This window comes from Clostridium guangxiense (assembly GCF_021043395.1).
Lineage (GTDB): Bacteria > Bacillota > Clostridia > Clostridiales > Clostridiaceae > Clostridium_S > Clostridium_S guangxiense.
In genome coordinates, this window is the sequence record NZ_JAJNKE010000036.1 from 19,467 (window position 1) to 45,091 (window position 25,625).

A 25,625-nucleotide genomic window follows, 5' to 3' on the forward strand; every position below is an offset into this window, starting at 1 on the left:
ACCATAATATTAATCTATATATTTCGAAGCTATTTCACTCCAAAAAGCGAATTCTGCCAAATCTTTTGCTATAGTACACTCAGAAACACCTTTACAATTAACTTGCCTAATTAGTACTTTTTTGTTAATGATCTTTTTATCTTTTATTAATACCTTACCATAGTACTCCCATCCAGTATAACTTCCTTCATCAACAGGTTTACACCCCCATTCACCTATCACCTTATTCATAATCACTTTATCTTGAAGTACACAAATTTTCTGTACTATTGGATTATTATTAATTTGGGAACAAGCTTCCTTATCAATTACATAGTCATCTATAATCATTTGTGCTGTATTTGAATCAGTATTTTTAATACTATCACCTAATTTATTTGCTTCTTCATTTAAAGTAACCACAAATTCTTTATTTGACAAAACCTGTCCAATTATTTCATCTAGAATAGTAAATAATTGATCTTTTACAACTTTTTCTATTTCCTGATATGATACCACAACTAACGGGAATCCTTCCTGTTCACAAATTCTTATTTTACAATCTAATTTGAGTTTTCTATATGGATCTTTAGTTTTATTAATTTCTATATATTCTCCATTATTTGAAAAGCCATGTCCCCATCCATCAAATTCAATAGCAAGTATTGGTTCACCAAAATTCACTTTCTGATTTGACACAACAACGAAATCAAAATTCGTCTTTAATAAAAACTTTTCTCTTTCCACTTGTTTAATATATTTAGATTGAATATCAATAACATCTTTAAAAGGTATATGGGGCAATGCTGTTATTTTATTATTCCATTTATGAATCAAATCATCAAATATATTTTTTTCAGTAGTACTGTCAAATATCATTTTTCTAATTGCCATTAAACTTCCTCTAATCTATAAATATTTATAAATTATTCTATTAGTAGTTTTAACAAACTTCAATTTTTGACTCACTGCGTCAACCTTAATCAACTAAACTAATAGGAAATTCACCATAAATATCATCATTGTTCCATTCATCAATTGATAATACTTCAAATCCACTAATAAGTTGCCTTTTTATATTATTATTTTCCTGTAATCTAAACGGTAACTTAGCAGCTATTTTATTTCTTATAAATTTTCGTGTAGTAGAATCACCCTTAGGATATTCCAAGATATAAATATATTTATAAGGTTTATTATAATCACAAGCTAAAATATATATTAAACTATCATAAAATTTATATGCAAGTTTATTAATAAGCTTATCATCAGAAGGTTTAAACGCATCTGGATTAGCAGCTCCTTTAATGTTTGCATTTTTATATTCGATAAATACAATTTCATTTTCTAATTCAGCTATAAAATCTACATCTGATAAAATTGAAATTCTTGTACTATGAAAAATATTATGTAATTCATCTGTAGACCAAGCTGCTTTTGTAAAATCAATCTGATATATCTTGCCTTCATCTTTATGAATTTTTCCTGCCATTACTTATTCCCCCAAGTTTTTATCATAAACTTCATCAAGCAACTTATCAAAAGCCTCAACTATCGGATTTTCCTTTAAATTTTTAAAGTATTCATTTTTTTCACAATTAACACCATTGTCGCTTTTGTAAAGTGAAAAAAACATAACTTCATTGTCTTTTTTTCTTTTCACCTCAAAATATTTAGCTAAAATATAATCATGAGTAGATATAAATATCTGAACACCATTTTTTTGAAGCTCCAGCAGCATTTCAACTATAACAGGTATGTGAATTGGATTAATATTTGCTTCAGGTTCATCCCAAAATAATATTGAACCCTTCTCAAGAGTACCATTTTTAATCAGCTGCCAGAGAAGTGCCAGTTTTCGAATACCTTCAGCAACTAATTGAAATTCAATTTTAGCTTGATTTCCTGGTTTTAAATAAAATTTTTCTTTTTCAAGGTGAACCTTGCCTGTTGTAATTTTCTGCAATATAGCAAGATATTTTTTTCTATCTGACGGATCTTTGCCTGCTGATATATCTATTTTAGCTGAAGTTACTATGTCTACATAAGTATCATCAAAATCCACATTATTTTTATCTACAGCAGCTTCTAAATTCCATGCATTTGACAATATCTCTTTTGCCGGAATAAACGTGCTTGTAAGATTTCCTAATTGTTTTTCCCACTTTTCTTTCCCAGTTACTTTTGCTTCCCATTTCTTAGTTTTACTATGAAATTCAGCAGAAATATTAGCCAATTCAGAAGAAACCTTTATTTTTGTATTTGTTCCTCCTACTTTTCGTCTTGCAAGTCTGCTAATATTTAAATCATCAGGCTTAAATACTTTAACAAGCTTATGCGAAAAAGATATATCCGATCTAACTGATTGACAAGCACTATATAATACTTTCATAACATGAGTTTTACCTGTACCGTTCTCACCTATAAAAACATTAACTCCACTGCTAAATTCAAAATCTATTTTTTCAAACACCGTAAAATTGTCCAATGTAAGTTTACTAATCGCCAATCTCAACACCTCTCGTTTCTGTTAAGCTACATACTTACTATATTATAACCTATAACGTAAATTATTTGAATTATATATTTTCCTTAAACTTTTACATATTTCTACCCTATAATAAAAATGTATTATAACTAAATTTCCCTTTGACTCCTCCCCAAGGGTTGGGTTTATAATATAGCAAAGAAGGGATGGTGAAAATGGATAATCAAATTAAAATCAGTGATTTCGTTAAGTTAACTGGAAGCACTTTAAAAACTGTTTTATACTATGATAAAATTGGTTTACTTAAAGAACCAAAGCGTTCACCCAATGGTTATCGCTTGTATGGAGCAGAAGAACTTTCACATATGCTAATGATTAAACACCTAAAAACCTTAAGTTTGGATTTAAAGCAGATAAAAGAAATATTAGGAGATGCAAATGAGCAAACTAATTTAAATGAAATTTTGAAAGCACTGCAAACTGACCTTTTAAAAGAAAAAAAGCGCATTGATGAACAATTATCTAGGGTAGAGACCCTGCTAAAGCAGCAAATAACACCTCTTGAAAAAGCTTCCTTTGAATCTGAAACCTTTGAAATGGTAACAAATATATTGGAAACTACCAAAGTTGAAAAACAAATTCACAGTTATACAGAACTTTTTGACCAGCAGCGTAATATTTTTAGCATTATAGAGGATTTTAAGTGGGGCAAGGATTATAAAGATAATTTCATAGAAATAGCAGCATATTTTAAGCTGCATCCGGAAAAATATAAAACAGCTTTAGGATTTGGTAAACGCCTTGCTAAACTAAAAGAAATGCATGAGGATGATCCAGAGGTCGAAGCTTTAGCAAAAGAAGGTTCTGATTTTATAAAGAGTATACCTCTTCTTAAAGAAAAATTATGCAACCAGTCTGGTTTCGGAATGACCTATGAAAATTTACTTAATGAGCTAACAGATGATTATTTTTGCAGTCCCTAATGGATCTTTTTTAAAATCATAGAACTGTTGTCCTAACAAATGAACCAATTGAAAAGAGGCTTCCACAAGTCCTTTTCCAACATCTATGCCTCCTTCAATTATTCCTTTAACTGTTTTATAACTTACTTTTAATATTTGAGCAAGTATTGGATAATCCTTTTTAAAATTATTCCATGCTGTTTTTAGTTCTACTTCAATTTGATTTTTTATTTCTTCAAGCTTTTTTACTACCTCTGGATGATCCTTCTCAAACTCATTGCAGATATTACTTTTAAAGTTATCCCAATCTTCTTCCAAATTATTTTTATATTTTTCCTCTTCCTTTGAAAGCTCTTTTGATTCGTTTTTATCAAAAGTAAAAAGCTCTTCCACTTTTATTTTTACAAGATCTACTCCATTTTCCTTTAACCCTTCAAGATCTTTATCACTCAACGCTTTATATATTTCACTTTCTAAGGAGTCAAGTTCTTTAACTAATGCACCTAAAATTTCATCTATTTTTCCTTCCACAAATTTTTCGATTTTGCCAAGCTCATTTATTTTTTCTTCTGCAAAATTCTTAATTTCATTTGCTGTATTTTCTACCATATTAACAGCTGAATTTACTTTTTCATCCGCTGCCTTTAAAGTTTTATCAACTGCATTTTCACTCTTTAATTTTAATTCACTGCTTTTGCTTTCAAGTCCTGCATCACCATTTAATGCTAGTGGTATAAAGGCTTCTGCATTTACATTAGCTGCTCTCACTTGTATATTTTCGCTTATATTATTTATGTATACTGCATTTAATGCTTTTGAACCTCTAAAAGTAATTGCATTTGCTTTGTTATTTAATTTTATTTCTACCTTTTGATACCTTGAAATTTCATCATCTAAAAATCGCTTAATTTCATTTAAATGGCTAAGAAGCTTGTCCCCACTTGCCGTTATACCAGAGGCTTGTGCTTCTGCTCTGCTTAAATTTTCATTAACACTGCCTTCAAATCTATTTACAATTTCATAAAGTTCTTTTAGCTTTTCAAAATCCACAGAAATCATGCTGAAGCACCTGCCTCATCATGCTGTTTTTCTCGCTGCCTTGCTTCTTCCTCTTCCTGCCTTAATCGCCTTGCCTCTTCACGAAGCTGCTCTGCTATTCTATCCATTAAACTTGTAAGTGCAGAAATCTCAACATTTACAACATTAAAAGCCTGCAATGTAATATTATTCTCCTCATCCCTATTATCCAAATTTATTCCGCTTACTCTACTACTAAAATTGTTTTTTTCACTTTTAATATTTGATGAACATTGGCTTATAATGCTTGCTGAATACTCCAGTTCACTTGCTCCCAATAATATCACCTCTCATAAACCAAATATAAGCTAGACTTTATCTTGACCTATATTTAAATACTCTATATACTTATCCTCATTCCTCATATATCCTAACTTAAATTTCATTGTATATACTGTAAATTTTATCATATTATTAATATTACTATTATTTTACATTAGCTTCAATATATTAAGAGAATTTGTTTATGTCAAGTTTACGTTGTCACTCTGCACTTGCACATCACTGAAAGGAAACATAGAAAGCTTATACAAAAATATATTAACTACAAAGGAGGAAATAATAATGAAAAATGATGTTAATAAATCAAATATCAAGGTTTATGCATTTCCAATAATTCTTATGATTATTATGTGGGTTATTCTATTTCTTCCAGCAGGCACAATTAAATTTTGGCAGGCCTGGATTTTATGGATAGGCTTTTCTTTAATAACTTTTTTTATTGTAGTTTATTTCACCAAAAAAAATCCTGAATTCTTATCTAGACGATCAAAAACTAAGGAAAAAAAGACAGCAAAAACCCCTGTATTTTTTAAACTATACTATATAGGTTTTATCCTTCCCGGTATAGATTTTCGTTTTGCTTGGTCTAAGGAACTGGTGTGGCTTATAATTCTATCAAATCTTATATTTTTTGCAGCATACATCTTTATTTTCTTTGTTTTTAAGAAAAATACTTATGCTTCAACAGTTATCCAGGTAGAAAATAAGCAAAAGATTATTACAACCTTCCCTTACTCAATAGTTCGCCATCCAATGTACTCTGGAATGGTAATAATGTCTATATTTATGCCTCTTGCACTGGGGTCTTATTTTTCACTAATACCTATGCTTTTCATAATACCTATAATTGTATTTAGAATAAAAGGGGAAGAAAAAACTCTTTTAAAGGAACTTGAGGGCTATAAAAATTATTGCTTAAAAACACCATATAAACTTATCCCTTTAATTTGGTAAGTAAATCAATAACTTTGAATATTACACAAAATCATCTCGCAAAATGGGCTTATTATTTTCTTTCAGATGCCTTAGCAAAGAACAATTATTTTATATGGAGTAGTTTGAGCAGGTATACTCTTGGTTGTAGGTCCATAGATAACAATTAGATTTCTATTTCCAGGATACCTCGTAAAAGGCTGATCGTTTGTCAGAATTATCTCCGTAGATGGGGCAATATTTAGTTTTAAATTTCCATCGCTGCTTATAAGCTCTTTGTTAAAATAATCAACAACAACATTTTGATATTCCTTGTTTTTTGCAATAACAATTGCAGGATACTGTGGAGGATAAATAAGAATGGCAGGTGCATTTGCATCATAAAATCCAGTTACTTTATCTCCCACCTTTACCACCTCATGATTAACAAAATAAGTTTCAGGTGATATCACAAAGTTTACAGGTTCCTTATCCTTGCCTTCAAGTGACATTAACTTGTAGCAACCTGCATCTACACTTTCACTTGGATAGAAATCTTCAATCTGCATGACAGTGCCACTAAAACCCGCAAACTTTTGTGTTTTATTTCTACACTTTGAATCAATAAAAGAATGACATTGAACTTGCTCAAGGTAGTATGGACAACAGAAAAATTGTCTATTACACATATAAAACTCCTTTACCTATAGATAAAAACTCATGGTAACTAGTATATGCTGCATTTCTAAAAATGTACTATTTTTTAATTATATAATCAATGTACCCCTGTTTTATTTTTTGTCCTTCATATATTCTCTCTAAAATTCTATTTTCTTTAAACAATATTTTCAAAAGGAAGCTTTCTCATATCTCCCTTATCAATATTAAGATTAACCTTATGTTCCTTTGAAAAAGCTTCAGCCCTTTCTATTTGCTTATCGCTTATTTCAATACCATAAGTCTTGTATCCATTTTGTAAAAAAAGTGAAAGCGGATATTTTTACACATTTACAGTTTCTACTCTATTAACAGCTTCAGCATTTTCCTTCTTTTTATTAAAAGGCACAGCGATCAAACCAAATATTGATATAATTCCTGTTATCAAAAAGCATTTATTATAAACTTTATAGCTTTCCTCCTCCTTTACTTTTGAAGCATCATCAATTATTTTATCTACTTCTTTTTCCTGAATCTTAAAATTTTCAATTACAGTATTTTTCATTTTATCAGGCACGGTTTTTAATACTCCTGCTTCCCTACTGATAAATATAGTGTGTACAGCTGACTTTGAAATCCCACTGGTACTTTTGCTATTAGAAACTTTTATTTTATCATTAAAGGAAGTTTTCACCTGTGCTTCAAGAACTGTGCTCCTATTTATCTCCGCTAATATTTTATCCTTTGTGTTTTGAACTGCAGTGGTCATAAAATTACTGCTGAGTGTTGATACCAAAGCTATTGCAATACATGCACATAACTGTCTTAAACTGTTTTGTATTCCCGATGCCATAGCATTTTTATCCTTTGATATTTCTTCATAAGCAGTTTGATAAAGTGATGTTGTAATTCTAACACCAATACCAAGCAGTATAAAGGCTGTAATAATTATTGTCATGTGATTTTCGTTGTTCATAAAGGCAAACATAAGATTTCCCACAGCTACTATAACTATAGATACAAAAGATACAACTCTATCTGAAATATTTTTAGCTATAAGCGGCAAAAGTGGTGCTGATATAAGTGCTGCCACACTTGGAATTCCCATCATTAAACCTGCTTTTAAAACTGAATAGCCAAGGGTATTTTCAAAATAAAAGTTGAGCAAATATGATACAGGCATGTAGGCAAAGAAAAATACTGCTATTAAAATTATTGAAGCTGTAAAACTCTTAACTTTAAATAAACTAAATTCAATCATTGGATTTTTTATTTTCATTTCATATATTACAAAAGCAATTATAGCTGCTGCTGAAACTGTAAACATAAGAATTATCCTAGTGCTGTTCCATCCATAATCATTTCCTTTTACAAGTGAAAAAGTCAAAGCACCTAAGCCAACTGCTAAAAGAATGCAGCCTATAAAATCTATTTTCTTTTCTATGGTTTCATCATAACATTCTTTAACGTATAGTGCTCCAAGTATAAATGCAAGGATAACAAAAGGTGTATTTACATAAAATATAGCTCTGTAATTAAAATATTCATTTAAAACACCACCAATAACAGGACCAGAAGCTGCAGAAACAGATATTGTCATTCCTACAATAACTGCTAATTTGCCCATTGCCTTTTTTCCAAATAGTTCAATTCCTAGTGGTATGGAAAGCGGTGTTAATATAGCAGCACCTACTCCTTGAAGGACTCTAAAAATTATGAGCATATTCAAAGAATTTGCAAGTCCACATAATATTGATGCTGCTCCAAATAAAACAAGACCAATTAAAAATAATTTTTTTCTTCCATATATATCTGCTATTTTTGAAAAATTAATAAGCAGTGAAGAAAAAGCAATTAAGTATGCAGTACTCACCCAGGATATTCCTGTTGTATTGGTATTAAAGTAAGTCGCCATGCTTGGAAGGGAAACATTTACTATAGTACTATCTAATACCGTTAAAAAACATGCTATAGCTATCGATATGAAGGCCAAAATTTTTTGTGATTTTTTCATAATTAAATCAATTCCTCTCTTATATATGATATAATTGCTTCAAAAGTTGAAGTTGAATTCAATTTCATTTCATATATTATCATCATAATTTACTTAAGTCAATATGTCTTGATTTAAATTTATTTAAGCTATACAATAAAAAAAGCTTCTATTTTATGAAAGGAGTACACTATAATGGAGAAAAAAATAAAAAAGCCAACACAAAAAAGATCTATTGAAAAATATGAAAAAATTATTGAAGCCGCTTTCAAGCTTTTTAATGAAAAAGGTTATTTTAATACCACTACTACAGATATTGCTAAAGAAGCCAATATTGCCACAGGATCTGTATATACATATTTTAACGATAAAAAGGATATTTATATTGAAATTTCAAATAGAATAAGCAAAAATATATTTGAACCTACTGAAAGTTTTTGGGAAGAAAACAAGAAATTAGACTTTAAAGACATAAAAAATGTAAAAAAGATTTTTAAAATTTTTATTAAAGACATGATGAATCATCACAACTTTTCAAAGCTTTTTCATGATGACATGACAGCTCTAAAACTTCTAGATAAGGATATTGCCTTATTAGATAAAAAAGATTCCAAGGCACGTATAGAACGTACAAGAAACATACTCAATCTGCTCTCCATCCCTTTTAAGAATAAAGATGCTTTTGATATATTTCTTCACTACTGTAATGTTCTAATAGATGATGTTTGTCATCAAGTTCTCTATGATAATTCTATTAAAAATACGGATTTATATATTGAACAGGCGGTAGAAATGCTGTGCACTTTGTTAAAAAATACGGCAGATATTTAAGTAAGGGTACTGCATGAAGTGCAGCACCCTTTAATAAAATAATTTTATTTACAATTAAATTATTCACTTTTTAATGTTTAAATACATAATAAAATACACCCTCAAATTAAAGAAAGTGCCATAATAAGCTATATGTAAATTATAATATTATATTAATTAACTGCCTTTAAGTCTGCAATATCATAGCAATTTGTTCTTGTAACATTTTTCAATGTATGAATATCTTTTTTTATTTCTTCAATACCTTGCTTAGTTTCTGTTTTAAATTCTGTCAAATCAGCAGTTTGCTCATGAACTCCATCAAGTTTTTTCTCAATCCTCTTTTGTCCTTCTTCTAAATTGCTAATTTTGTTTTCCATATTATCAAATCTATCATCGATCATGTTAAACCTGTTATCCATTTTGTCAAGTCTACTTTCCACACTATCGAATCGGCTTTCTAATCTCTTTAATATTTCAAGCATTTCATTTTCCATGAATATCACCTCGCTTTATATAATTTTATCTTACTTCTGATATTATTACAATATTATAATTCATATTTTATTATTCCAACTTTTAACTATAGTTCACATCAATTATAGATAGACAACCTGAAAATTTAAAATAGCTGATGTTATAATTTTACAAGTAATATTTTGTATGATTTAATCAGTTGACAATGGACAGAGAACAATCGACAGTTAAGGATGATTTACCTTTTGCTTCGCTTAGGTTAATCTTAAAACTTAATAGTGTCAATTGTACTTTGTACTCTGAATGAAATTCCAGTTTATCAAGATAAATTTAGTATTAGTTATTTCAAACTTTCAAGGTGTTCATCTATATTAAAAGAATGATACTGACATGATATTATATGGTCATCAATCATCCCTATCGCCTGCATAAATGAGTAAATTATGAGAGGCCCAACAAATTTAAAGTTTCTCTTCTTCAAATCCTTACTAATTTTCTGTGACAGTTCAGTTTCTGCTGGAACTTCAGCTTCACTTTTCCAATTATTTATAATAGGTTTAAAGTCTACATACTTCCATAAATAATTAGAAAAGCTTCCAAACTCATCTTGTATTTTTAATATTTCTAATGCATTGTTTCTTACTGATTTAAGCTTTAACTTGTTTTTAATTACAGCATATTTCTGTCTTATTTCTTCAAGTTCCTCGTCACTAAGCTTTGAACAATACACAATATCGAAATTATTAAAAGCTTTTTTATACTCCTCCCTTTTAGAAAGCACAGTATTCCAGGATAGCCCCGCCTGAGCTCCCTCCAACGAAAGCATCTCAAATATATATCTATCATCATAACTTGATACACACCATTCTTTATCATGATATTCTTGCATTGTTTGATTTTTTCCAGGCCATGCACAATTATCCATATAATCACTCCAATCATTTCTAAGTAGAATTATTATAACATTTCTATTTAGATAACTAAATGTCCTATTACATTAAATCTTCATATTAACATAAAGGATTATTATATCTCTCTTTACCAGAAGCTCATTTAAATACTATATTAACTCCTTTGTGCAACAGTTTATACGTCTAAAAATCTACACTTTTATTTGAATATCTTTGTCCAATATATTTGTATACTCTTATTCATCTTTAACGATACTTACAATATCAGTTATAGTTAACCAAAAACCTATTACAGCCATTATAACAGCGAATGGAATTCCAATTATATTCAAATTATCCTCCATTCTATTACAGATTATTATTATAAGTCCTATAGAGCCTATAACGCAGCTAATTTCTATAGCTAAAAAAAATAAGTTAAGAAGAACACCAAAAAATCTCTCCATAATTTTCCCCCCCTACTTTTATAATATGGAATTTTCTTCTGCTGTAGCATTCCTTTTTGTAAAAGTAATTGGATATATGAAGATATATCATTTATAAATTCTTCTATTTCATTTAAAGCTTTAACTGACACTGGTAAAACCTAATCATAAAATAATTAATAATATTTTAAAAATTTGCTTATAATATAACAAATATCATGATTTAATCACCATTATTATAAGTTTTTTTTAATTAGAAGAGTATTTTGTTGAAATTTAAATAATAAAAGCATTATTGCACCCCTATTCAATATGTATTAGTATATACATATTGAATTTTAATAGTTCAGATGAAGACAGCGGGAGAGTTATGGCTATTGCCATTCACCGAAGAAGTAAATCTTTCAGGTATGTATTTAAATAAATTTATTTAAATAGAGATGACCGCTATTGGATGAACCCTTGGAGAGACTCTTAAAGAGCACCGAAGGAGCAAGCCGCAAAGGTGAAACTCTCAGGTAAAAGGACAGGGACAGATAACATATCTTACAAAAGTAATATATTGCTAAGAGAATGTGAAAATGATACTCTACATGCTTTACTGTACCGCACATAAAACCTCATGAGTGGCTCGTAAAAAAGAATATCTATATTTTTCACATGACCTATAGGTTACTTCATTTAGATCTTATCTATTCCCATTTGTATCTCCAATCACAAAATACTTATAGTAAAAGGCTTTTAAAGATAAACCACCTTGAAACTTGAAATTTATTTGCACCAAAATGCTGTCTTCTGGACATTATGGTGAACATGAATTTTAATAGTTGAAATGGTTTATCTATATAGATAGAAAACCTTAAAGTTTTAAAATCTATTTGGTAAGTTTTACAAATAATTTATAAATATTAAGAGCAAAGAGTAGAGTGAAGGATGATTATCTTCCTTTCGTCAGATAAATCTAAAATTATATAAAAACAAATGATGTTCAGTTGGCTGAACGAACATAATAAGGTATTATGTTGAAATGGCATCAGCAGCAAGTTTTAGATTTTCTGCAAAAGCAGAAAATCATCCATCACTTTACTCTTTTCTCTCTACTCTATAATTTACCAAAATTAAATGTTACCAAAAAATTTTTTCTAAATTTTAACCTTTCAAGTTTTTCATCTATATCAAGTGCCTTTTGACTAAAATGGAGGAATAAAATGGATCAACTAAAATCACAAAATGAAAATTTATCAAGAGGACTAAAAAATCGTCACGTTCAATTACTTGCCATTGGAGGTGCAATTGGTACCGGGTTATTCCTTGGTTCAGGCAGATCCATTCACTTGGCTGGTCCATCTATTTTATTTGCCTATATGATAACAGGTGGAATTTGTTTTTTGGTTATGCGTGCCCTTGGGGAATTACTGCTTTCTAATTTAAACTACCATTCCTTTGTGGACTTTGTGCAGGATTATCTTGGAAACGGAGCAGCATTTATCACTGGATGGACCTACTGGTTCTGCTGGATTTCACTTGCTATGGCTGATGTAACTGCCGCTGGACTTTATGTACAATACTGGTTCCCAAATATACCTAGATGGATTCCAAGCCTTGTAGTTCTCGTGATTTTGCTAATTATGAATCTTACCGCAGTAAAGCTATTTGGTGAAATGGAATTCTGGTTTGCCTTAATTAAGGTTGTTGCAATTTTAGCACTAATTATACTTGGTACATTCATGATTATTAAAGGATTTTCTACAAATGCTGGTGTATCTAGCTTTGCAAACCTTTGGAAGCATGGAGGTTTATTTCCAAATGGAGTGAGCGGTTTTATACTTTCCTTTCAAATGGTTGTATTTGCTTTTACTGGAATTGAGTTAGTAGGACTTACAGCTGGTGAAACTGAAAATCCAGAACATGTTATCCCAAGGGCTATTGACAATATTCCAATTAGAATTATTATTTTCTATATCGGAGCACTTGCTGTTATTATGAGCATATACCCATGGAATTCAATCAATCCAGATAAAAGCCCATTTGTGCAGGTATTTGCTGCAGTTGGAATTACAGCAGCAGCAAGTATTGTAAATTTCGTTGTACTAACATCAGCTGCATCCGCTTGTAACAGCGGTATTTTTAGCACGAGCCGTATGGTTTACTCTCTTGCTAAAGAAAATAATGCACCTAGATCAATGAAAAGTTTAACTTCTCATAAAATACCTGCTAATGCCACAATATTTTCTGCAGCTGTTCTTTTAATTGCAGTTGTTTTGAACTATATTATGCCAGAAGGAGTATTTGTACTGATTACAAGCGTATCAACATTCTGCTTTATCTTCATTTGGGCAATTATAGTTATCTGCCATATAAGATATCACAAAGCTAACCCTGAGCTTGCTGCTAAAAGCAAATTCAAGATGCCATTTTACCCAATCGCCAACTATATAATTCTAGCATTTTTTGCTTTTGTTATAGTTACATTGGCACTTAATAATGAAACTCGTGTAGCTCTATTTATAACACCTGTATGGTTTATAATGCTCTGGGGAATCTACAAGATACTTAAATCAAAAGCAAAAAATGAAGAAGATGTTAAAACGGATTTAGCATAGAATAACACTAAAAAAGGGGCTGTTGTACTAAATATAAAAAATTGCGAATTAATTAGAGTGAAGGGTTTTAACTTCACTATTAAGATTGCCTCGCAATTTTTTCAGTTGAGCAGCCCCTATCAATAACATACTAGCAAACTTTCGTCTAGTCATAATGATCGATATTCTTTAGGCGAATGATTGGTTATTTTCCTAAAATTGCGATGGAAGGTCCTTAAGTTGTTATAACCACAATTGGCTGCAACTTCATCAATTGACTGATTGGTATTTTTTAGTAAATAACATGCTTGTGAAATTCTATAATGATTTAAATAATCAGTGAAACTCATGTTCATCAACTTAACAAACAGTTTTGATAAATAAGGATAATCGTACTGCAGATGTTTTGCAACGGTTTTTAATGTGCAATCGGCAAAGTAATGTTTTTCTATATAAAGCAGAATTTTATAGAGCACCTTTGTTTGAGATGATTGCTCAATGGGAACAAATAACGTCTGATTTATCAAATCAGCGCAGGCAGCATATAGAAAGCTTTTCTTGCTATATATACAATTCATTTTTTCCAGATCAAACTTTCCATCAAAATGCAGTACATTGTCATCTGGAATAACACCTTTGAACTTCATGAAAAAATCACCGATTAGCTCTGGTGAGAAAAGGATAATCGTAATCTCGGAATAATCAATAGTCTTAAATTCATGCAGCTGATTATTAAAAATAAATACCAAATCATTTTTCTTAATCAGATATTCTTTTTGATCAATAGATACAGATAACTGCCCATCATTGACAAAGATTAGCTCATATGCCCGGTGAAAATGAAGTGGAAAATGATAATTCCTTAATGGAAAAGACCTAAACAATTCTTTTTCACAAACTCCATGCTTTTCAAAAAACACCATAATTTTTTCTCCTAATAAAAAACACAAATATTGTCTTAAAGTATACTACATTTTGAATAGAACTAACAACTCCTATTTCTTATAATAAAAGAAAACGAATTCAAGGAGGATTTAAAATTATGGAATATCATGTAGCAAAAACCGGTTCTGATCAAGGTCAAGGAACTACGCAAGATCCATTTCTAACAATAAATAAAGCGGCTTCTGTTGCTATTGCTGGAGACACAGTTACCGTCCATGAAGGGATATATCGTGAATGGGTAAACCCAAGATACAAAGGATTAAGCAATAAAAGAAGGATTATTTATGAGTCCGCAGAAGGTGAAAAAGTAGTTATCAAAGGCTCAGAGCACATTCAAGATTGGCAGCATATTGAGGGAAATGTATGGAAAGTAGTACTTCCGAATACATTTTTCGGTGACTATAATCCATATGTAAAAGAAGTGTTTGGAGATTGGCTCGTCAAAACTGAAGAAACCAAGCATTTAGGGGATGTCTATCTAAATGGCATGTCTTTTTATGAGGTCAGTCGTTATGAACAACTGCTTAATCCAAGTATCAGAACAGAAATATTGGATAACTGGACACAAAAAATTGTCCCTGTCCACAATCGAGAACAAACGAAATATGTTTGGTTTACAGAAAAGGATGCTGATAATACAACTATTTATGCAAATTTCCAGGGTGCTGATCCAAACAAAGAATTTGTTGAAATAAATGTGCGTAGATCTTGTTTCTATCCTAAAGAAACAGGTATTGATTATATAACTGTAAGAGGCTTTGAAATGGCACATGCAGCAACACCATGGGCGCCTCCGACAGCAGATCAGCCGGGACTAATTGGTGCAAATTGGAGTAAAGGTTGGATTATTGAAAACAATGTCATTCATGATGCAAAATGCAGTGCTATCAGCATTGGTAAAGAGGCCTCCACAGGGAATAACTACCGTTCTATTCGTAAAGATAAGCCTGGATATCAATACCAGTTAGAAGCTGTCTTTTCTGCTGAACGAAATGGTTGGAGCAAGGAAAAAATTGGTTCCCATATTATACGTAACAATACCATCTATGATTGCGGTCAAAATGGGATTGTAGGTCACTTAGGATGTATCTTTAGTGAAATCCATCACAACCATATTTACAATATTGCTCTAAAACGTGAATTCTACGGTTATGAAATTGCAGGAATCAAGCTTCATGCAGCCATAGATGTCCAGATTCATCATAACCGCATTCATGACTGCTCTTTAGGCTTGTGGTCAGATTGGCAGACACAAGGAACAAGGATCAGCAAGAACCTATTCTATAACAATAATCGTGATTTATTTGTGGAAATAAGCCACGGACCATATATTGTAGATCATAATATCTTGGCTTCTGAACACAGCATAGATAATGCATCACAAGGCGGAGCATATATCAACAATCTAATCTGCGGTAAGATGGCTCAATGGAAAGGGTTAGATCGTTCCACACAATATCACCTTCCACATAGTACTAAAATCGCAGGTTTTTCATTTGTTTACGGTGGAGATGATCGTTTCTACAATAATATCTTCATTGGAAAAGATGGTCTAGAGGGTATTGGAACATCTCATTATAAAAATTATACAACGTCATTAAAAGAATACATGGAAAAAGTCAATAAAAAGCCTGGAGATCTTGAAGAATTTGTATTAGTAGAACAACCTGTTTACATTAATAACAACGCATATTTCAATGGAGCAGAGTCATTTGAAAGAGAAAATTATAATCTTGTTGATAAAAGTTTTAACCCAAACTTCCGTATTATTGATAAAGGAGAAGAAGTATATCTTTTCTGTGAATTTCCAGAAAGCTTCGAGAATATTCTCGGCGAAGTTCAATCCACAGCAACATTAACTCGGGTACGTATCGTTGATGCTGAATTTGAAAATCCAGATGGTAGTGCTGTAATCCTAGATAATGATTTTCTAGACGTGCAGAAAGCTTTCAAAAATTCATTAGGACCAATTTCACTTTTGAAAAAAGGTAAAAATTATATTAAAGTTTGGTGATTCACTTATTGAGTACGCTTTAAACAAGGTTTGGCTTCTTAACCTATATTTAACATTTGCATAATTTTCTTTTAATGTATTTCCTATACTATATTCTTTGTAACAAACTTACAATTTTAAGAATTGAGGGGGAACATTAATGAAAAGAACTAATAAACGAAAAAGCCTAGTCTTACTTGGAATTATACCTGCTCTACTGTTGGCATGTCCAAAAAACCTTGTGAAAGCCGCTGACATAGCTAACACACCTTATAATATTAATTTTCAAATTGGAACTAATGCATCTCAAATGCGTTTCAATTGGTTTAGCGTCTATAACAATGGATCTAAATTGCAAATTGCAAAAGCAAACGATGTACAAAATGGTCAATTTCCTTCAAATTCTATAATCGCTGGAACAAGTACTCCCGTAACAGCTACCGCAAGTGTTGAGGATAAGCCTGGAAACCCAAATCAGCCAGCAGTAGACAGTGTAACTGGTAAAAATGAATATGCCAATAGAGCTACTGCTACTGGTTTAGCTCCTTCAACAAAATACATTTATCGTGTTGGAGATGGAACAACTTGGAGTGCCAATTACTCTTTCACTACTGGTAATCCAAATAGCGGCTTTAGTTTTGCAGTTTTTGGAGATCCTCAAATTGGTGCGTTTGACAGCAATAAGCACTCATCACTTCCTCATGCTAGCTTAGCAGATGATAAAACCGGTTGGAGTAATACACTTAAAGAAGTTACTTCAAATCACCCTTCTATTAATTTTCTATTTTCACTTGGTGATCAAGTAAATAATTATGACGATCTCTCAAAACAGCAAGATGAATATAAAGCGTTTTTCAATCCTGATTCAACTCAAAACTTTTTTCAGAACTATCCGCTTGTTGCATTTGAAGGCAATCACGATCATCAAATGGGAACTTACTACAATTTTCACTATAATCATCCGAATCTTTCCTCATTAGGGCAAACATCAAACAGCAGCGTTGACAATAATGACGGTGATTACTGGTTCACTTATGGCAATGTGCTCTTTATGGTACTAAATGCTAATGACGCTCTTGATACAGCAGCTCATGATCAATTTATGCAGCAGGCAATTGCAGCTAACCCTAATGTAAAATGGAAAGTTGCAGCATGGCATCAATCTGCTTATAGTGAAGCAAATCACTCTGATAGTTCATCTGCTGATGACCCAATTATGACAGTACGTAAGACTTGGCCTAAACTAATGGACAAATATGGCATTGACATTGTTCTTCAGGGACATGATCATGAATATACTAGAACCTTCCAGATGTATGGTGGCGTTCCTGTTAATACTACAAAAACAAATGCTGTAACAAATCCAAAAGGTACAGTATACTTTACTCTTGATTCTGGTAGTGGAAGTAAATACTATGATTTTAAGAGCACATCAGATCATACTTTCAGCAGCGTATTCTGGCAACAATACGTACCTACTTATTCATATGTTACAATGGACGATTCCAAATTTACTATAAATACTGTACGTACTGACACAGGAGCATCAATTGATAATTACACAATTACTAAAGCCTCTACTTCTTCAGGACAAACAACTACACCTGCAGCAGGAAATACCACTACAAATAGCACTACAAATCAAGTACAGAATCCAAAGACTGGTGATAATAGTTCAAGTAATTTTGCTTTGATTTCTTTAGCTGGATTTTCAGGAATTATTGTTCTTGCAGCCATAGGTACAATTATTTACAGAAAGAAAAGATTAAATTAAAACTTAACTTCGGTTTATTTATAGACACATAAAACAAGTAGCTTCATGTGCTTTAAAGCATATAAAGTTATCTTGTTTTTACTTTATAAAACATGGCCTTATAAAAAATAAATTTGTAGGAGTATTTTATGGATAAAAATAAAATAAACAGTATAATTAGAACAATAGTTTTGCTATTTGCACTGTTCGTATACGTTATATGTGCCTATGCTTTTAGCAAGCATAACTCTTATTATAACATGTATGGTCTAGGAAACGGTGATCACATTTCCTATGAGAAAGCACGTGTTATATCTGTTGATGCACAAAATATTGAGCCTGATAAGCATTATAAGAATCTACTATTAGGTTCGCAGCAGATTACCATTTGTATATTAACTGGCGAATACAAAGGCAAGGAAATGAAAATTGCAAATGGACTGAACTATGATACAAATTATCTACTTAAACCTGGGAACAACATCATCGTGTCAATAAATACTGCAGGAAATTCCAAAAACAAGACCGTCAATATTTTTCTATATGGTCCCTACCGTGAAGTCTGGCTTTACGTTCTTGTTGGTCTATTTGTTATAGCGTTATGTTTAATTGGCGGACGACATGGTTTTAAGTCGGTTATTGGTATAGTTTTTACAATTACAAGTGTTATCTTTATTTTTATTCCACTAATATATAATGGTTTTTCTCCAGTGACAGCATCTTTGCTTATGGCGATATTTACCGCATGTGTTACGCTTTTGCTAACAGCTGGATGGGAAGTAAAGACCCTTTCAGCTATTCTCGGAACTGTACTAGGGGTTGTATTTTCTGCACTTATTCTACTTATTTTTCAACGTTTAACCTCACTGTCTGGTTACAATATGCCTGAATATGACTCACTTATGGCTCTCTCTAGTCATACTGGTTTACGTGTTGATGAGCTCCTGTTTTCTGCTATTATTATTTCATCACTAGGTGCTGTAATGGACATTGCAATTTCTATTGCATCATCCGTACAGGAAATCTATATGGTCAACCACAAGTTCAATTCAAAGCTGCTTTTCAAATCTGGAATTAATGTTGGACGCGATATGATGGGAACAATGGCAAATACTCTTATTCTTGCATTTACAGGTACTTCACTCAATATGCTTATTCTTATTTACGCTTATAATATGAACTATTACCAAATTTTTAATTCAAACACTATTGCTATTGAGATTGTACAGGCTATTTCAGGAAGTTTTGCTGTAATTTTTACAGTGCCACTTGTGTCCTTCATTTCGGCAAATTTTTTACCCTTATTTTACAAGGATAAGCTATAAAGGAATGGTTTTATTATGTTTAAGAAGTTATGGAACTTTATAATTACAAAATCAAGTAAACTTAATAATAAAGTTATCTACATTAGCATTGCAGCCTCAATGCTTTTTGTTATTTCGATCATTGGTATTTCAGTACATTATATTAGCAAATTGCATAATATGAATTTAAATAAAAAGCTTGTGCAAAAATATAAGCACCATTCTTCCTCTAATAAAACAAACCACTATCCTTTGGGAATGTTACCTGAATTTTATAAATTATATGATACTAATTCTGATATTAAAGGCTGGATTTCAATTCCTCAAACAGTGATCAACTATCCTGTTGTACAATCCACGAATAATGACTATTATCTTCACAATAATTTCAATAAGGCTGACGATTACTATGGCTGTATTTTTCTTGATTATAGAGATAATGTTAATGCACAATCTCAAAATCTAATAATATATGGGCACAATATGAAGGACGGCCAGATGCTTACTTCTATAGTCAACTATCAGCAAACTGATTTCTATAAAGCCTCATCCCTTATAACCTTCAACACAATATATGGTCATTATTCATGGAAAGTATTTGCTGCATTTGTTGCTAATGCAGATCCAAAAAATGGTTATATCTTCAATTATCTTGTTACAAATTTTCCTTCTAATAGGGCTTTTAACAATTTTATTAAAGAAGTAAGAGCACGTTCTTTAATCAATGTTCCATCAGTGGATGTTGTACCGGGCGATACTCTTTTGACACTCTCAACCTGTTATTACAGTTTCAATGATGCGCGTTTCGTTGTTATGGCTCGCCGAGTTCGCCCTAATGAAAGTACAAATGTAGAACCAGCCACAAGAAATAAAAATGCCCTTTCTTCCACAGAATCCATGCATGATTAATATGTAAAGTAATTTTCCCTCCATTTCACTATATAGTGAAATGGAGGAAAATGAACATTAGCCTCATCCGTTCTTATATTTACAATTTTATCGTTTTTGTCGCCACTTTCTCACAAAATGTACGATCATGCTCAACAAACAAAATTGTTGGTTTGTACTCAATTAATAATTTCTCAATCTGCATACGAGAAATGACATCAATAAAATTCAATGGTTCATCCCAAATATACAAATGTGCCTGCTCACACAAACTTTTTGCAATCAATACTTTTTTCTTCTGTCCTCCGCTAAAATCCTTCATATTCTTTTCAAACTGCTCTCTTGAAAAATCAAGCTTTCTAAGAATCGATTTAAATAAACTTTCATCTATACGTTGTTTATATGCATACTCAGATAAACTGCCATATAAATCTGATGTATCCTGCGAAACATACGAAATGCTTAACTGATTATTTTTCTTCACAATTCCACTATGGGGAATATCTTCTCCGCAAATCAATTTTAATATACTTGATTTTCCAGTACCATTCTTTCCCTGAATAGCAATTCTTTCACCTTGCTCTATGGTAAAATTTAATCCTTCACAAACAATTTTATCATCATAATAAATTGAAACATCTGTAAGTTCCACAAGTTTATTATCATAAAAAGTAAGTGGTGTTATTTTTAATCTTTCATTAGATTCAATATTTTTAAGAAGCTTTGATTTTTCTTCAATCATGTTTTGTTGTCTAGCTTCTATGTTTTTAGCACGCTTCATCATTTTAGCCGCTTTGTGTCCAACATACCCTTTATCTAATTTACTTCCAGAACTAGTAGTTCCATGTTTGCTGCTTTCCACACTATCTGACCATGCAGATGTGCGTTTTGACGAACTGGAAAGCCTTACAATATCCTTTTTCAATTTTTCATTTTCTGCCAATTCAAAACCATCCTGTAATTCCTTGTTACTCCACCAGGAAGAAAAGTTTCCTTTCTGTATTTCAATATTAGTTTTATTAATGGCCAAAATATGATCAACACAATTGTCTAAAAAAAATCTATCATGTGAAATCAGAATAAATCCTTTCTTTTTTTTCAAGTAATTGCTTAGTTTTTTTCTAGCTTCAGCATCCAAATGATTTGTAGGCTCATCAATAAGTAAGAAGGAGTTCTCTTTCAAAAACATAGCAGCCAGCAGTGCTTTAGTCTGTTCTCCTTTAGATAGTGTATAAAACTCTCTATATAAAGCATCATAGTCCATATCTAGCAGCGATAATTCTTTCATTATCTCCCAATCCATTGAATTTGGGCTAATTTCTCTTATGACATCTATGGTGAAATTGCCTTGTTCCTGCACCTCATAAGGAAAATATTCAAAAGTTACATCAGCCGAAATATTTCCATTATATTTGTATTTTCCAAGTAAAAGATTTAGAAAAGTAGTTTTTCCTCTTCCATTTCTTCCGGTAAAACCTAATTTCCAATCGGTATCAATTTGAAAACTTATATTTTCAAAGATATTATCATAACTACCTTCATAAGCAAAGGTTAAATTTACAACATTTATTAAAGACATATTTTTGTCCTCCTCTGTAATTAATAGTTCAATAACAAAGTCGGAACAATAGGCGACTTTGTTATTACTCCATATGAATGTCACCTGCAGTATCCGGCTCTATATGGAGATTATCATGTGTTAGCATAGTATCTTTATTATTCATAATATTATTCATCCTCCTAATTCTCATTATTTATAAAAAAATAAGAGCCGAAAGAATTTATTATTCTTACAGCTCATAGATATACGTAGTTAAGCTAATCATTATAGCATAACATAAAAGTATATATTAAGAGAAAAAAAGAATAACTTTCTTGCATAAGCACAATAAAACAAACAGAACAAATCCGTTTATTTACCTATAAAATGTACTTTAAAAATTAGCAAGAAAATTTAATCATTTTTTCACCTCAAATTTCATTTTTTTACATTGTACCACTATACGCTTAAAAAATCAATGACTAATAGTACTCTTTCATTTTTTACGAAACAACAGATTTGTTTCTCCATCCACCTTTTTTTCATCTAATTAATACTATTATTCCTCCAACTATTTCACCTAGTGACATATCTATCCATATGTCAACTAGTCCTAAATGAAAATTTATTTTTAATATGTATCCTACACTTACTGAAAATCCACTAATTAAATAATTGAAAGTTGCAATTGCAACTGATACTGAATACATATAGGCAAAATTACTTAATAAAGTACTATACATTTTTGTGGTAATTGCTACAGCGCCTAACATATTTACAAACATAGTTACTACAACTTGAGAAATATTATAAGATATGTTTTGACCGGCAGTAGGTACTCCTAATTTTAAATATTTTAATTGTCCATATAACACCAAAAAATCATCTAATATATTCATACCCAAGGAAATAACCATGCCAATAATAGTTTTACCATTGCTTCTGAAAATTTGTGTAAAAGTATTAAAAATGGCATCCATAAATATAAAGCCGCCTACTATTTTCATAAATCTATTTGCATCAGCAAACATTATATTAGGTATCTTCATAAAATGTAATAATGCTTCACTTCCAAAGAATATTATAAGGCTAATAATTGCGCTTAAAACTAAGTTAAATGCTACAGAGACTGTATAAATTACATTTATTTTTTCTTTTAATTTAGCTCCTAAATATTGTGATGTAATAACTCCTGTTGCACTAGAAATTATTGAAAAAGGTGATATCCTTGTTATAACACCTTCTATATTACATTCCTTTTATCAAAATGAAAATAATTTATTCTTAGGGGATACCTATGTATTTACTTTAAATATGATTAATAACAACATTGATATATGTAATAGTAAATATTTTAAACTTTTTTATAAGCTGTCAGACTTCAATAAAGAATATTCTATCAAATCAATAACGCCTTGTCCCTTCCAAACATACCCCTGACGGATTATCCCCTCTTTTTTGAAACCATTCTTTTCTAATACCCTTTGTGATTTAATATTTTCTGGCATAACAAAGGCTTGTATACGGTTAATACCAATATTATTAAAGAGATAATCTGTCATTGCCTTAACAGTTTTTACAGCAATTCCTTTGCCCCAAAAGCTATCATTAAGTCTATAACCTATAGTTATCATGTTTACATTTCTATCGTAATCAAACATTTCTGCTATACCAATAATATTGTTAGGATCACTATTTAAGCATATTCCAAGAAATATACATTTTCTTTTACCAAAATCTCTTTGAAAATGTCCTATCATATTGGCAACAGTACTTTTATTCTTTTTAAGCGCTATAGGGGTATACTTAAAAAGTTTTTCATTGCTATATATTTCAAAAAGGCTGTCAAGGTCAGAATCTACAATTTTTCTCAAGGTTATTTCCTCAGCTGCAATATGCGGAAATTGTTCATATAGATTTTTGATCAAAATTATCATCTCGCTTTCATACTATAAAATATGCAGTCTAAATGGGTGAAGTGGCCAATATTAACTTTATCCTTATAAATTAGAATTTAGCGAGGTGATATTGATTTGGGATATTAAATAAAGCTAATAAATCTAAGACGATAAATCCTAAAAATCTAAGAGAATTTAATAACTCGCATACGCTCAAACAGATTAAATTCTCTAAGACTTTTACGATTTATCATCTAAGATTTATAAAGCTTTATTTAAACCATCCCAAGTCAACATCACTTCACTTAGATTTATAGGATCTTTTTAACGCGACGAAGCATTGTTACTTCACAAATTCAAATTTACCAGTATAAGTTTGGCATTTGCAATTTTTATCTTCCAACCGTTTCCTCTATAATCTTATCTAAAATCCCATATCTCTTTTAACAATTTCCATTTTCTCAGTAGAAGTCAATTTTTCTAAAAGCTTAAATGCCACTCCCGGTGCAGTCTCTGGGCAGTAAGAGGTAATAATATTTTCGTCTACAACAATAGGTTCATTTACTACATTCACACCAAATTCTTTAAGTTGTTTTTGACGATACGCATCTTTTAAATGATATGTTGTAGCTTTCCTTCCATTTAATACTCCACTCTTTCCAACAGGAAGTGCAGCTACACATATGGTTGCAATTATTTTTCCCTGTTTATCAAATTCTCGAATAAGCTTTAGGAATTTTTCATCATAGGCTTCTTCATAAAAACCATATTCTTCAAATCCACCTGGAATTGCTAATGCGTCATAATCATTTACATCAATTTCATCAATTGTTTTTTCAACTAACACAGGAATATTGAAGGTACTCATAACTTCCTTTTGAAAACCGCAAGTAATAACGTCAACATCGTATCCATAATCATTTCTCGCCCAACCCATAACATCCACAAAAACGCTAAATTCCATTGTTTCAAAGCCTTTTGCTAAAAAAAGTAATGTTTTCATAGAAACTCTCCTTGCATAATTTATTTTTATCTTACAAAAGTTTACTGTTAATTATTAATTGAAGAATATAATAATTATATAATATTTCATCTGCTAAATCACACTATTTTCTGCAATCCATAATGTCTAAAGTATTGATTTAATCTGAACTTCATATATAATAAATTAGTGTACAATGAACCTTAGAGAGGATGAATAATATTATGGAGAAAAGCAAACTTGAACGTATCAACGAATTAGCAAAAAAAGCTAAAGAAGGTCCCCTTACAGAGGAGGAATTAGCAGAAAGAGATAAATTAAGGAAAGAATATATTGCAAGCTTTAGAGCAAATCTTAAAGCTACATTAGATAATACAGTAGTTGTTGAACCAGACGGAACTAGAAGAAAATTACGAAGTAACAATGCTTCATTGCATTAAAAAAATCCTATAAATCTAAGGTAAAAAAATCGTAAAATCCTAAGATATTTCAATAACTCGCTAAAAAAATGCTCAAACAGATTGAAATATCTAAGTATTTTATAATTTTTTCACCAAGATTTATTAGGATTTTTTTAAACTGTTCCTTCAGCATTGTTACTTCGCTCTCACGGTAATACAAGGAAAAAATTCCTCCGTACCTACGGAATTTTAGGCATAATCTTTGTAACCAATTAAATTTACTACATGTACTTGGATCGATGTCAATATTTTAGACACAAAAAGTCGAACTTTTTATGCAATTTTTCTTGATAGCTCCTCACATTG

Annotated in this window: 25 protein-coding genes and 1 riboswitch; of the genes, 9 read left to right on the top strand and 16 right to left on the bottom strand. The window is 31.0% G+C overall.

The features are described from left to right. Positions 1 to 9 precede the first annotated feature (9 nt). The 3 genes from LQK79_RS16505 to LQK79_RS16515 all read right to left on the bottom strand — a co-directional run bounded on the left by LQK79_RS16505 (position 10) and on the right by LQK79_RS16515 (position 2,497). Positions 10 to 873, bottom strand: coding sequence for a DUF2726 domain-containing protein (locus LQK79_RS16505; RefSeq protein WP_231017229.1), 864 nt, complete (start codon positions 871 to 873; stop codon positions 10 to 12). An 85-nt stretch (positions 874 to 958) separates the two neighbouring features. Further along, positions 959 to 1,471 carry a hypothetical protein gene (locus LQK79_RS16510; protein WP_231017230.1) on the bottom strand — a complete coding sequence of 171 codons (513 nt, stop codon included), beginning with the start codon at positions 1,469 to 1,471 and terminating at the stop codon, positions 959 to 961. A 3-nt stretch (positions 1,472 to 1,474) separates the two neighbouring features. Beyond that, positions 1,475 to 2,497: an AAA family ATPase gene (locus LQK79_RS16515; protein WP_231017231.1), complete on the bottom strand. Its 1,023-nt coding sequence runs from the start codon at positions 2,495 to 2,497 to the stop codon at positions 1,475 to 1,477. A 185-nt stretch (positions 2,498 to 2,682) separates the two neighbouring features. Between LQK79_RS16515 and LQK79_RS16520 the strand changes: the two genes are divergently transcribed. Next, complete coding sequence (locus tag LQK79_RS16520; RefSeq protein WP_231017232.1) at positions 2,683 to 3,450, top strand: MerR family transcriptional regulator; 768 nt, start codon at positions 2,683 to 2,685, stop codon at positions 3,448 to 3,450. Here LQK79_RS16520 and LQK79_RS16525 read toward each other — a convergent pair. Next, the gene (locus LQK79_RS16525) at positions 3,421 to 4,488 is read right to left on the bottom strand and encodes a hypothetical protein (RefSeq protein WP_231017233.1); all 1,068 of its coding nucleotides are present in this window, start codon (positions 4,486 to 4,488) and stop codon (positions 3,421 to 3,423) included. The genes LQK79_RS16520 and LQK79_RS16525 overlap by 30 nt on opposite strands. Then, a complete protein-coding gene (locus tag LQK79_RS16530; protein ID WP_231017234.1) occupies positions 4,485 to 4,784 on the bottom strand; it encodes a hypothetical protein in 300 nt (99 codons plus the stop codon). The genes LQK79_RS16525 and LQK79_RS16530 overlap by 4 nt, the downstream gene beginning before the upstream one ends. A gap of 286 nt (positions 4,785 to 5,070) precedes the next feature. Between LQK79_RS16530 and LQK79_RS16535 the strand changes: the two genes are divergently transcribed. Continuing rightward, positions 5,071 to 5,742, top strand: a complete 672-nt coding sequence (locus LQK79_RS16535) for a methyltransferase family protein (RefSeq protein ID WP_231017235.1) — start codon at positions 5,071 to 5,073, stop codon at positions 5,740 to 5,742. A 71-nt stretch (positions 5,743 to 5,813) separates the two neighbouring features. Here the strand turns inward: LQK79_RS16535 and LQK79_RS16540 are convergent, their stop codons facing one another. The 3 genes from LQK79_RS16540 to LQK79_RS16550 all read right to left on the bottom strand — a co-directional run bounded on the left by LQK79_RS16540 (position 5,814) and on the right by LQK79_RS16550 (position 8,371). Beyond that, entirely contained in the window at positions 5,814 to 6,389 is a 576-nt protein-coding gene (locus tag LQK79_RS16540; protein WP_231017236.1) for a hypothetical protein, read from the bottom strand. A 146-nt stretch (positions 6,390 to 6,535) separates the two neighbouring features. After that, positions 6,536 to 6,652, bottom strand: coding sequence for a class I SAM-dependent methyltransferase (locus LQK79_RS16545; RefSeq protein WP_331000762.1), 117 nt, complete (start codon positions 6,650 to 6,652; stop codon positions 6,536 to 6,538). Positions 6,653 to 6,700: 48 nt separating this feature from the next. Further along, the gene (locus LQK79_RS16550; protein WP_231017237.1) at positions 6,701 to 8,371 is read right to left on the bottom strand and encodes a DHA2 family efflux MFS transporter permease subunit; all 1,671 of its coding nucleotides are present in this window, start codon (positions 8,369 to 8,371) and stop codon (positions 6,701 to 6,703) included. A 174-nt stretch (positions 8,372 to 8,545) separates the two neighbouring features. Between LQK79_RS16550 and LQK79_RS16555 the strand changes: the two genes are divergently transcribed. Continuing rightward, complete coding sequence (locus tag LQK79_RS16555; protein ID WP_053241422.1) at positions 8,546 to 9,181, top strand: TetR/AcrR family transcriptional regulator; 636 nt, start codon at positions 8,546 to 8,548, stop codon at positions 9,179 to 9,181. Positions 9,182 to 9,333: 152 nt separating this feature from the next. Here the strand turns inward: LQK79_RS16555 and LQK79_RS16560 are convergent, their stop codons facing one another. The 3 genes from LQK79_RS16560 to LQK79_RS16570 form a co-directional block, all read right to left on the bottom strand. Then, on the bottom strand, positions 9,334 to 9,657 hold the full coding sequence (locus tag LQK79_RS16560) for a DUF4164 family protein (protein WP_053241421.1): 324 nt from the start codon (positions 9,655 to 9,657) through the stop codon (positions 9,334 to 9,336). Between the two features lie 320 nt (positions 9,658 to 9,977). Then, positions 9,978 to 10,562, bottom strand: a complete 585-nt coding sequence (locus LQK79_RS16565; RefSeq protein ID WP_053241420.1) for a DNA-3-methyladenine glycosylase I — start codon at positions 10,560 to 10,562, stop codon at positions 9,978 to 9,980. 222 nt (positions 10,563 to 10,784) lie between these two features. Continuing rightward, a complete protein-coding gene (locus tag LQK79_RS16570; protein WP_053241419.1) occupies positions 10,785 to 10,994 on the bottom strand; it encodes a hypothetical protein in 210 nt (69 codons plus the stop codon). A 431-nt stretch (positions 10,995 to 11,425) separates the two neighbouring features. After that, positions 11,426 to 11,513, top strand: a riboswitch (glycine riboswitch). 668 nt (positions 11,514 to 12,181) lie between these two features. Here LQK79_RS16570 and LQK79_RS16575 point away from each other — a divergent pair. Then, a complete protein-coding gene (locus LQK79_RS16575) occupies positions 12,182 to 13,576 on the top strand; it encodes an amino acid permease (RefSeq protein ID WP_231017238.1) in 1,395 nt (464 codons plus the stop codon). Positions 13,577 to 13,725: 149 nt separating this feature from the next. Here the strand turns inward: LQK79_RS16575 and LQK79_RS16580 are convergent, their stop codons facing one another. Further along, entirely contained in the window at positions 13,726 to 14,478 is a 753-nt protein-coding gene (locus LQK79_RS16580; protein ID WP_053241418.1) for a helix-turn-helix transcriptional regulator, read from the bottom strand. 119 nt (positions 14,479 to 14,597) lie between these two features. On the opposite strand from LQK79_RS16580, the gene LQK79_RS16585 reads away from it, so the two are divergent. From LQK79_RS16585 to srtB, 4 genes are all read left to right on the top strand, one after another. Next, positions 14,598 to 16,514, top strand: coding sequence for a right-handed parallel beta-helix repeat-containing protein (locus LQK79_RS16585; protein ID WP_053241417.1), 1,917 nt, complete (start codon positions 14,598 to 14,600; stop codon positions 16,512 to 16,514). Between the two features lie 139 nt (positions 16,515 to 16,653). Beyond that, entirely contained in the window at positions 16,654 to 18,267 is a 1,614-nt protein-coding gene (locus LQK79_RS16590; protein WP_231017239.1) for a fibronectin type III domain-containing protein, read from the top strand. Positions 18,268 to 18,395: 128 nt separating this feature from the next. After that, positions 18,396 to 19,571, top strand: coding sequence for a YibE/F family protein (locus LQK79_RS16595; RefSeq protein WP_231017240.1), 1,176 nt, complete (start codon positions 18,396 to 18,398; stop codon positions 19,569 to 19,571). 15 nt (positions 19,572 to 19,586) lie between these two features. Next, positions 19,587 to 20,459, top strand: coding sequence for a class B sortase (gene srtB / locus LQK79_RS16600; protein ID WP_053241413.1), 873 nt, complete (start codon positions 19,587 to 19,589; stop codon positions 20,457 to 20,459). A 79-nt stretch (positions 20,460 to 20,538) separates the two neighbouring features. Here the strand turns inward: srtB and LQK79_RS16605 are convergent, their stop codons facing one another. The 4 genes from LQK79_RS16605 to LQK79_RS16620 form a co-directional block, all read right to left on the bottom strand. Further along, the gene (locus LQK79_RS16605) at positions 20,539 to 22,017 is read right to left on the bottom strand and encodes an Lsa family ABC-F type ribosomal protection protein (protein WP_053241412.1); all 1,479 of its coding nucleotides are present in this window, start codon (positions 22,015 to 22,017) and stop codon (positions 20,539 to 20,541) included. A gap of 503 nt (positions 22,018 to 22,520) precedes the next feature. Continuing rightward, positions 22,521 to 23,225: an MATE family efflux transporter gene (locus LQK79_RS16610; RefSeq protein ID WP_331000763.1), complete on the bottom strand. Its 705-nt coding sequence runs from the start codon at positions 23,223 to 23,225 to the stop codon at positions 22,521 to 22,523. Positions 23,226 to 23,342: 117 nt separating this feature from the next. Further along, entirely contained in the window at positions 23,343 to 23,906 is a 564-nt protein-coding gene (locus LQK79_RS16615) for a GNAT family N-acetyltransferase (RefSeq protein ID WP_231017241.1), read from the bottom strand. A 394-nt stretch (positions 23,907 to 24,300) separates the two neighbouring features. Continuing rightward, entirely contained in the window at positions 24,301 to 24,879 is a 579-nt protein-coding gene (locus LQK79_RS16620; RefSeq protein ID WP_053241411.1) for a DJ-1/PfpI family protein, read from the bottom strand. 203 nt (positions 24,880 to 25,082) lie between these two features. Here LQK79_RS16620 and LQK79_RS16625 point away from each other — a divergent pair, with 203 nt between their 5' ends. Next, on the top strand, positions 25,083 to 25,298 hold the full coding sequence (locus tag LQK79_RS16625) for a DUF896 domain-containing protein (protein WP_231017242.1): 216 nt from the start codon (positions 25,083 to 25,085) through the stop codon (positions 25,296 to 25,298). Positions 25,299 to 25,625: the final 327 nt, after the last annotated feature.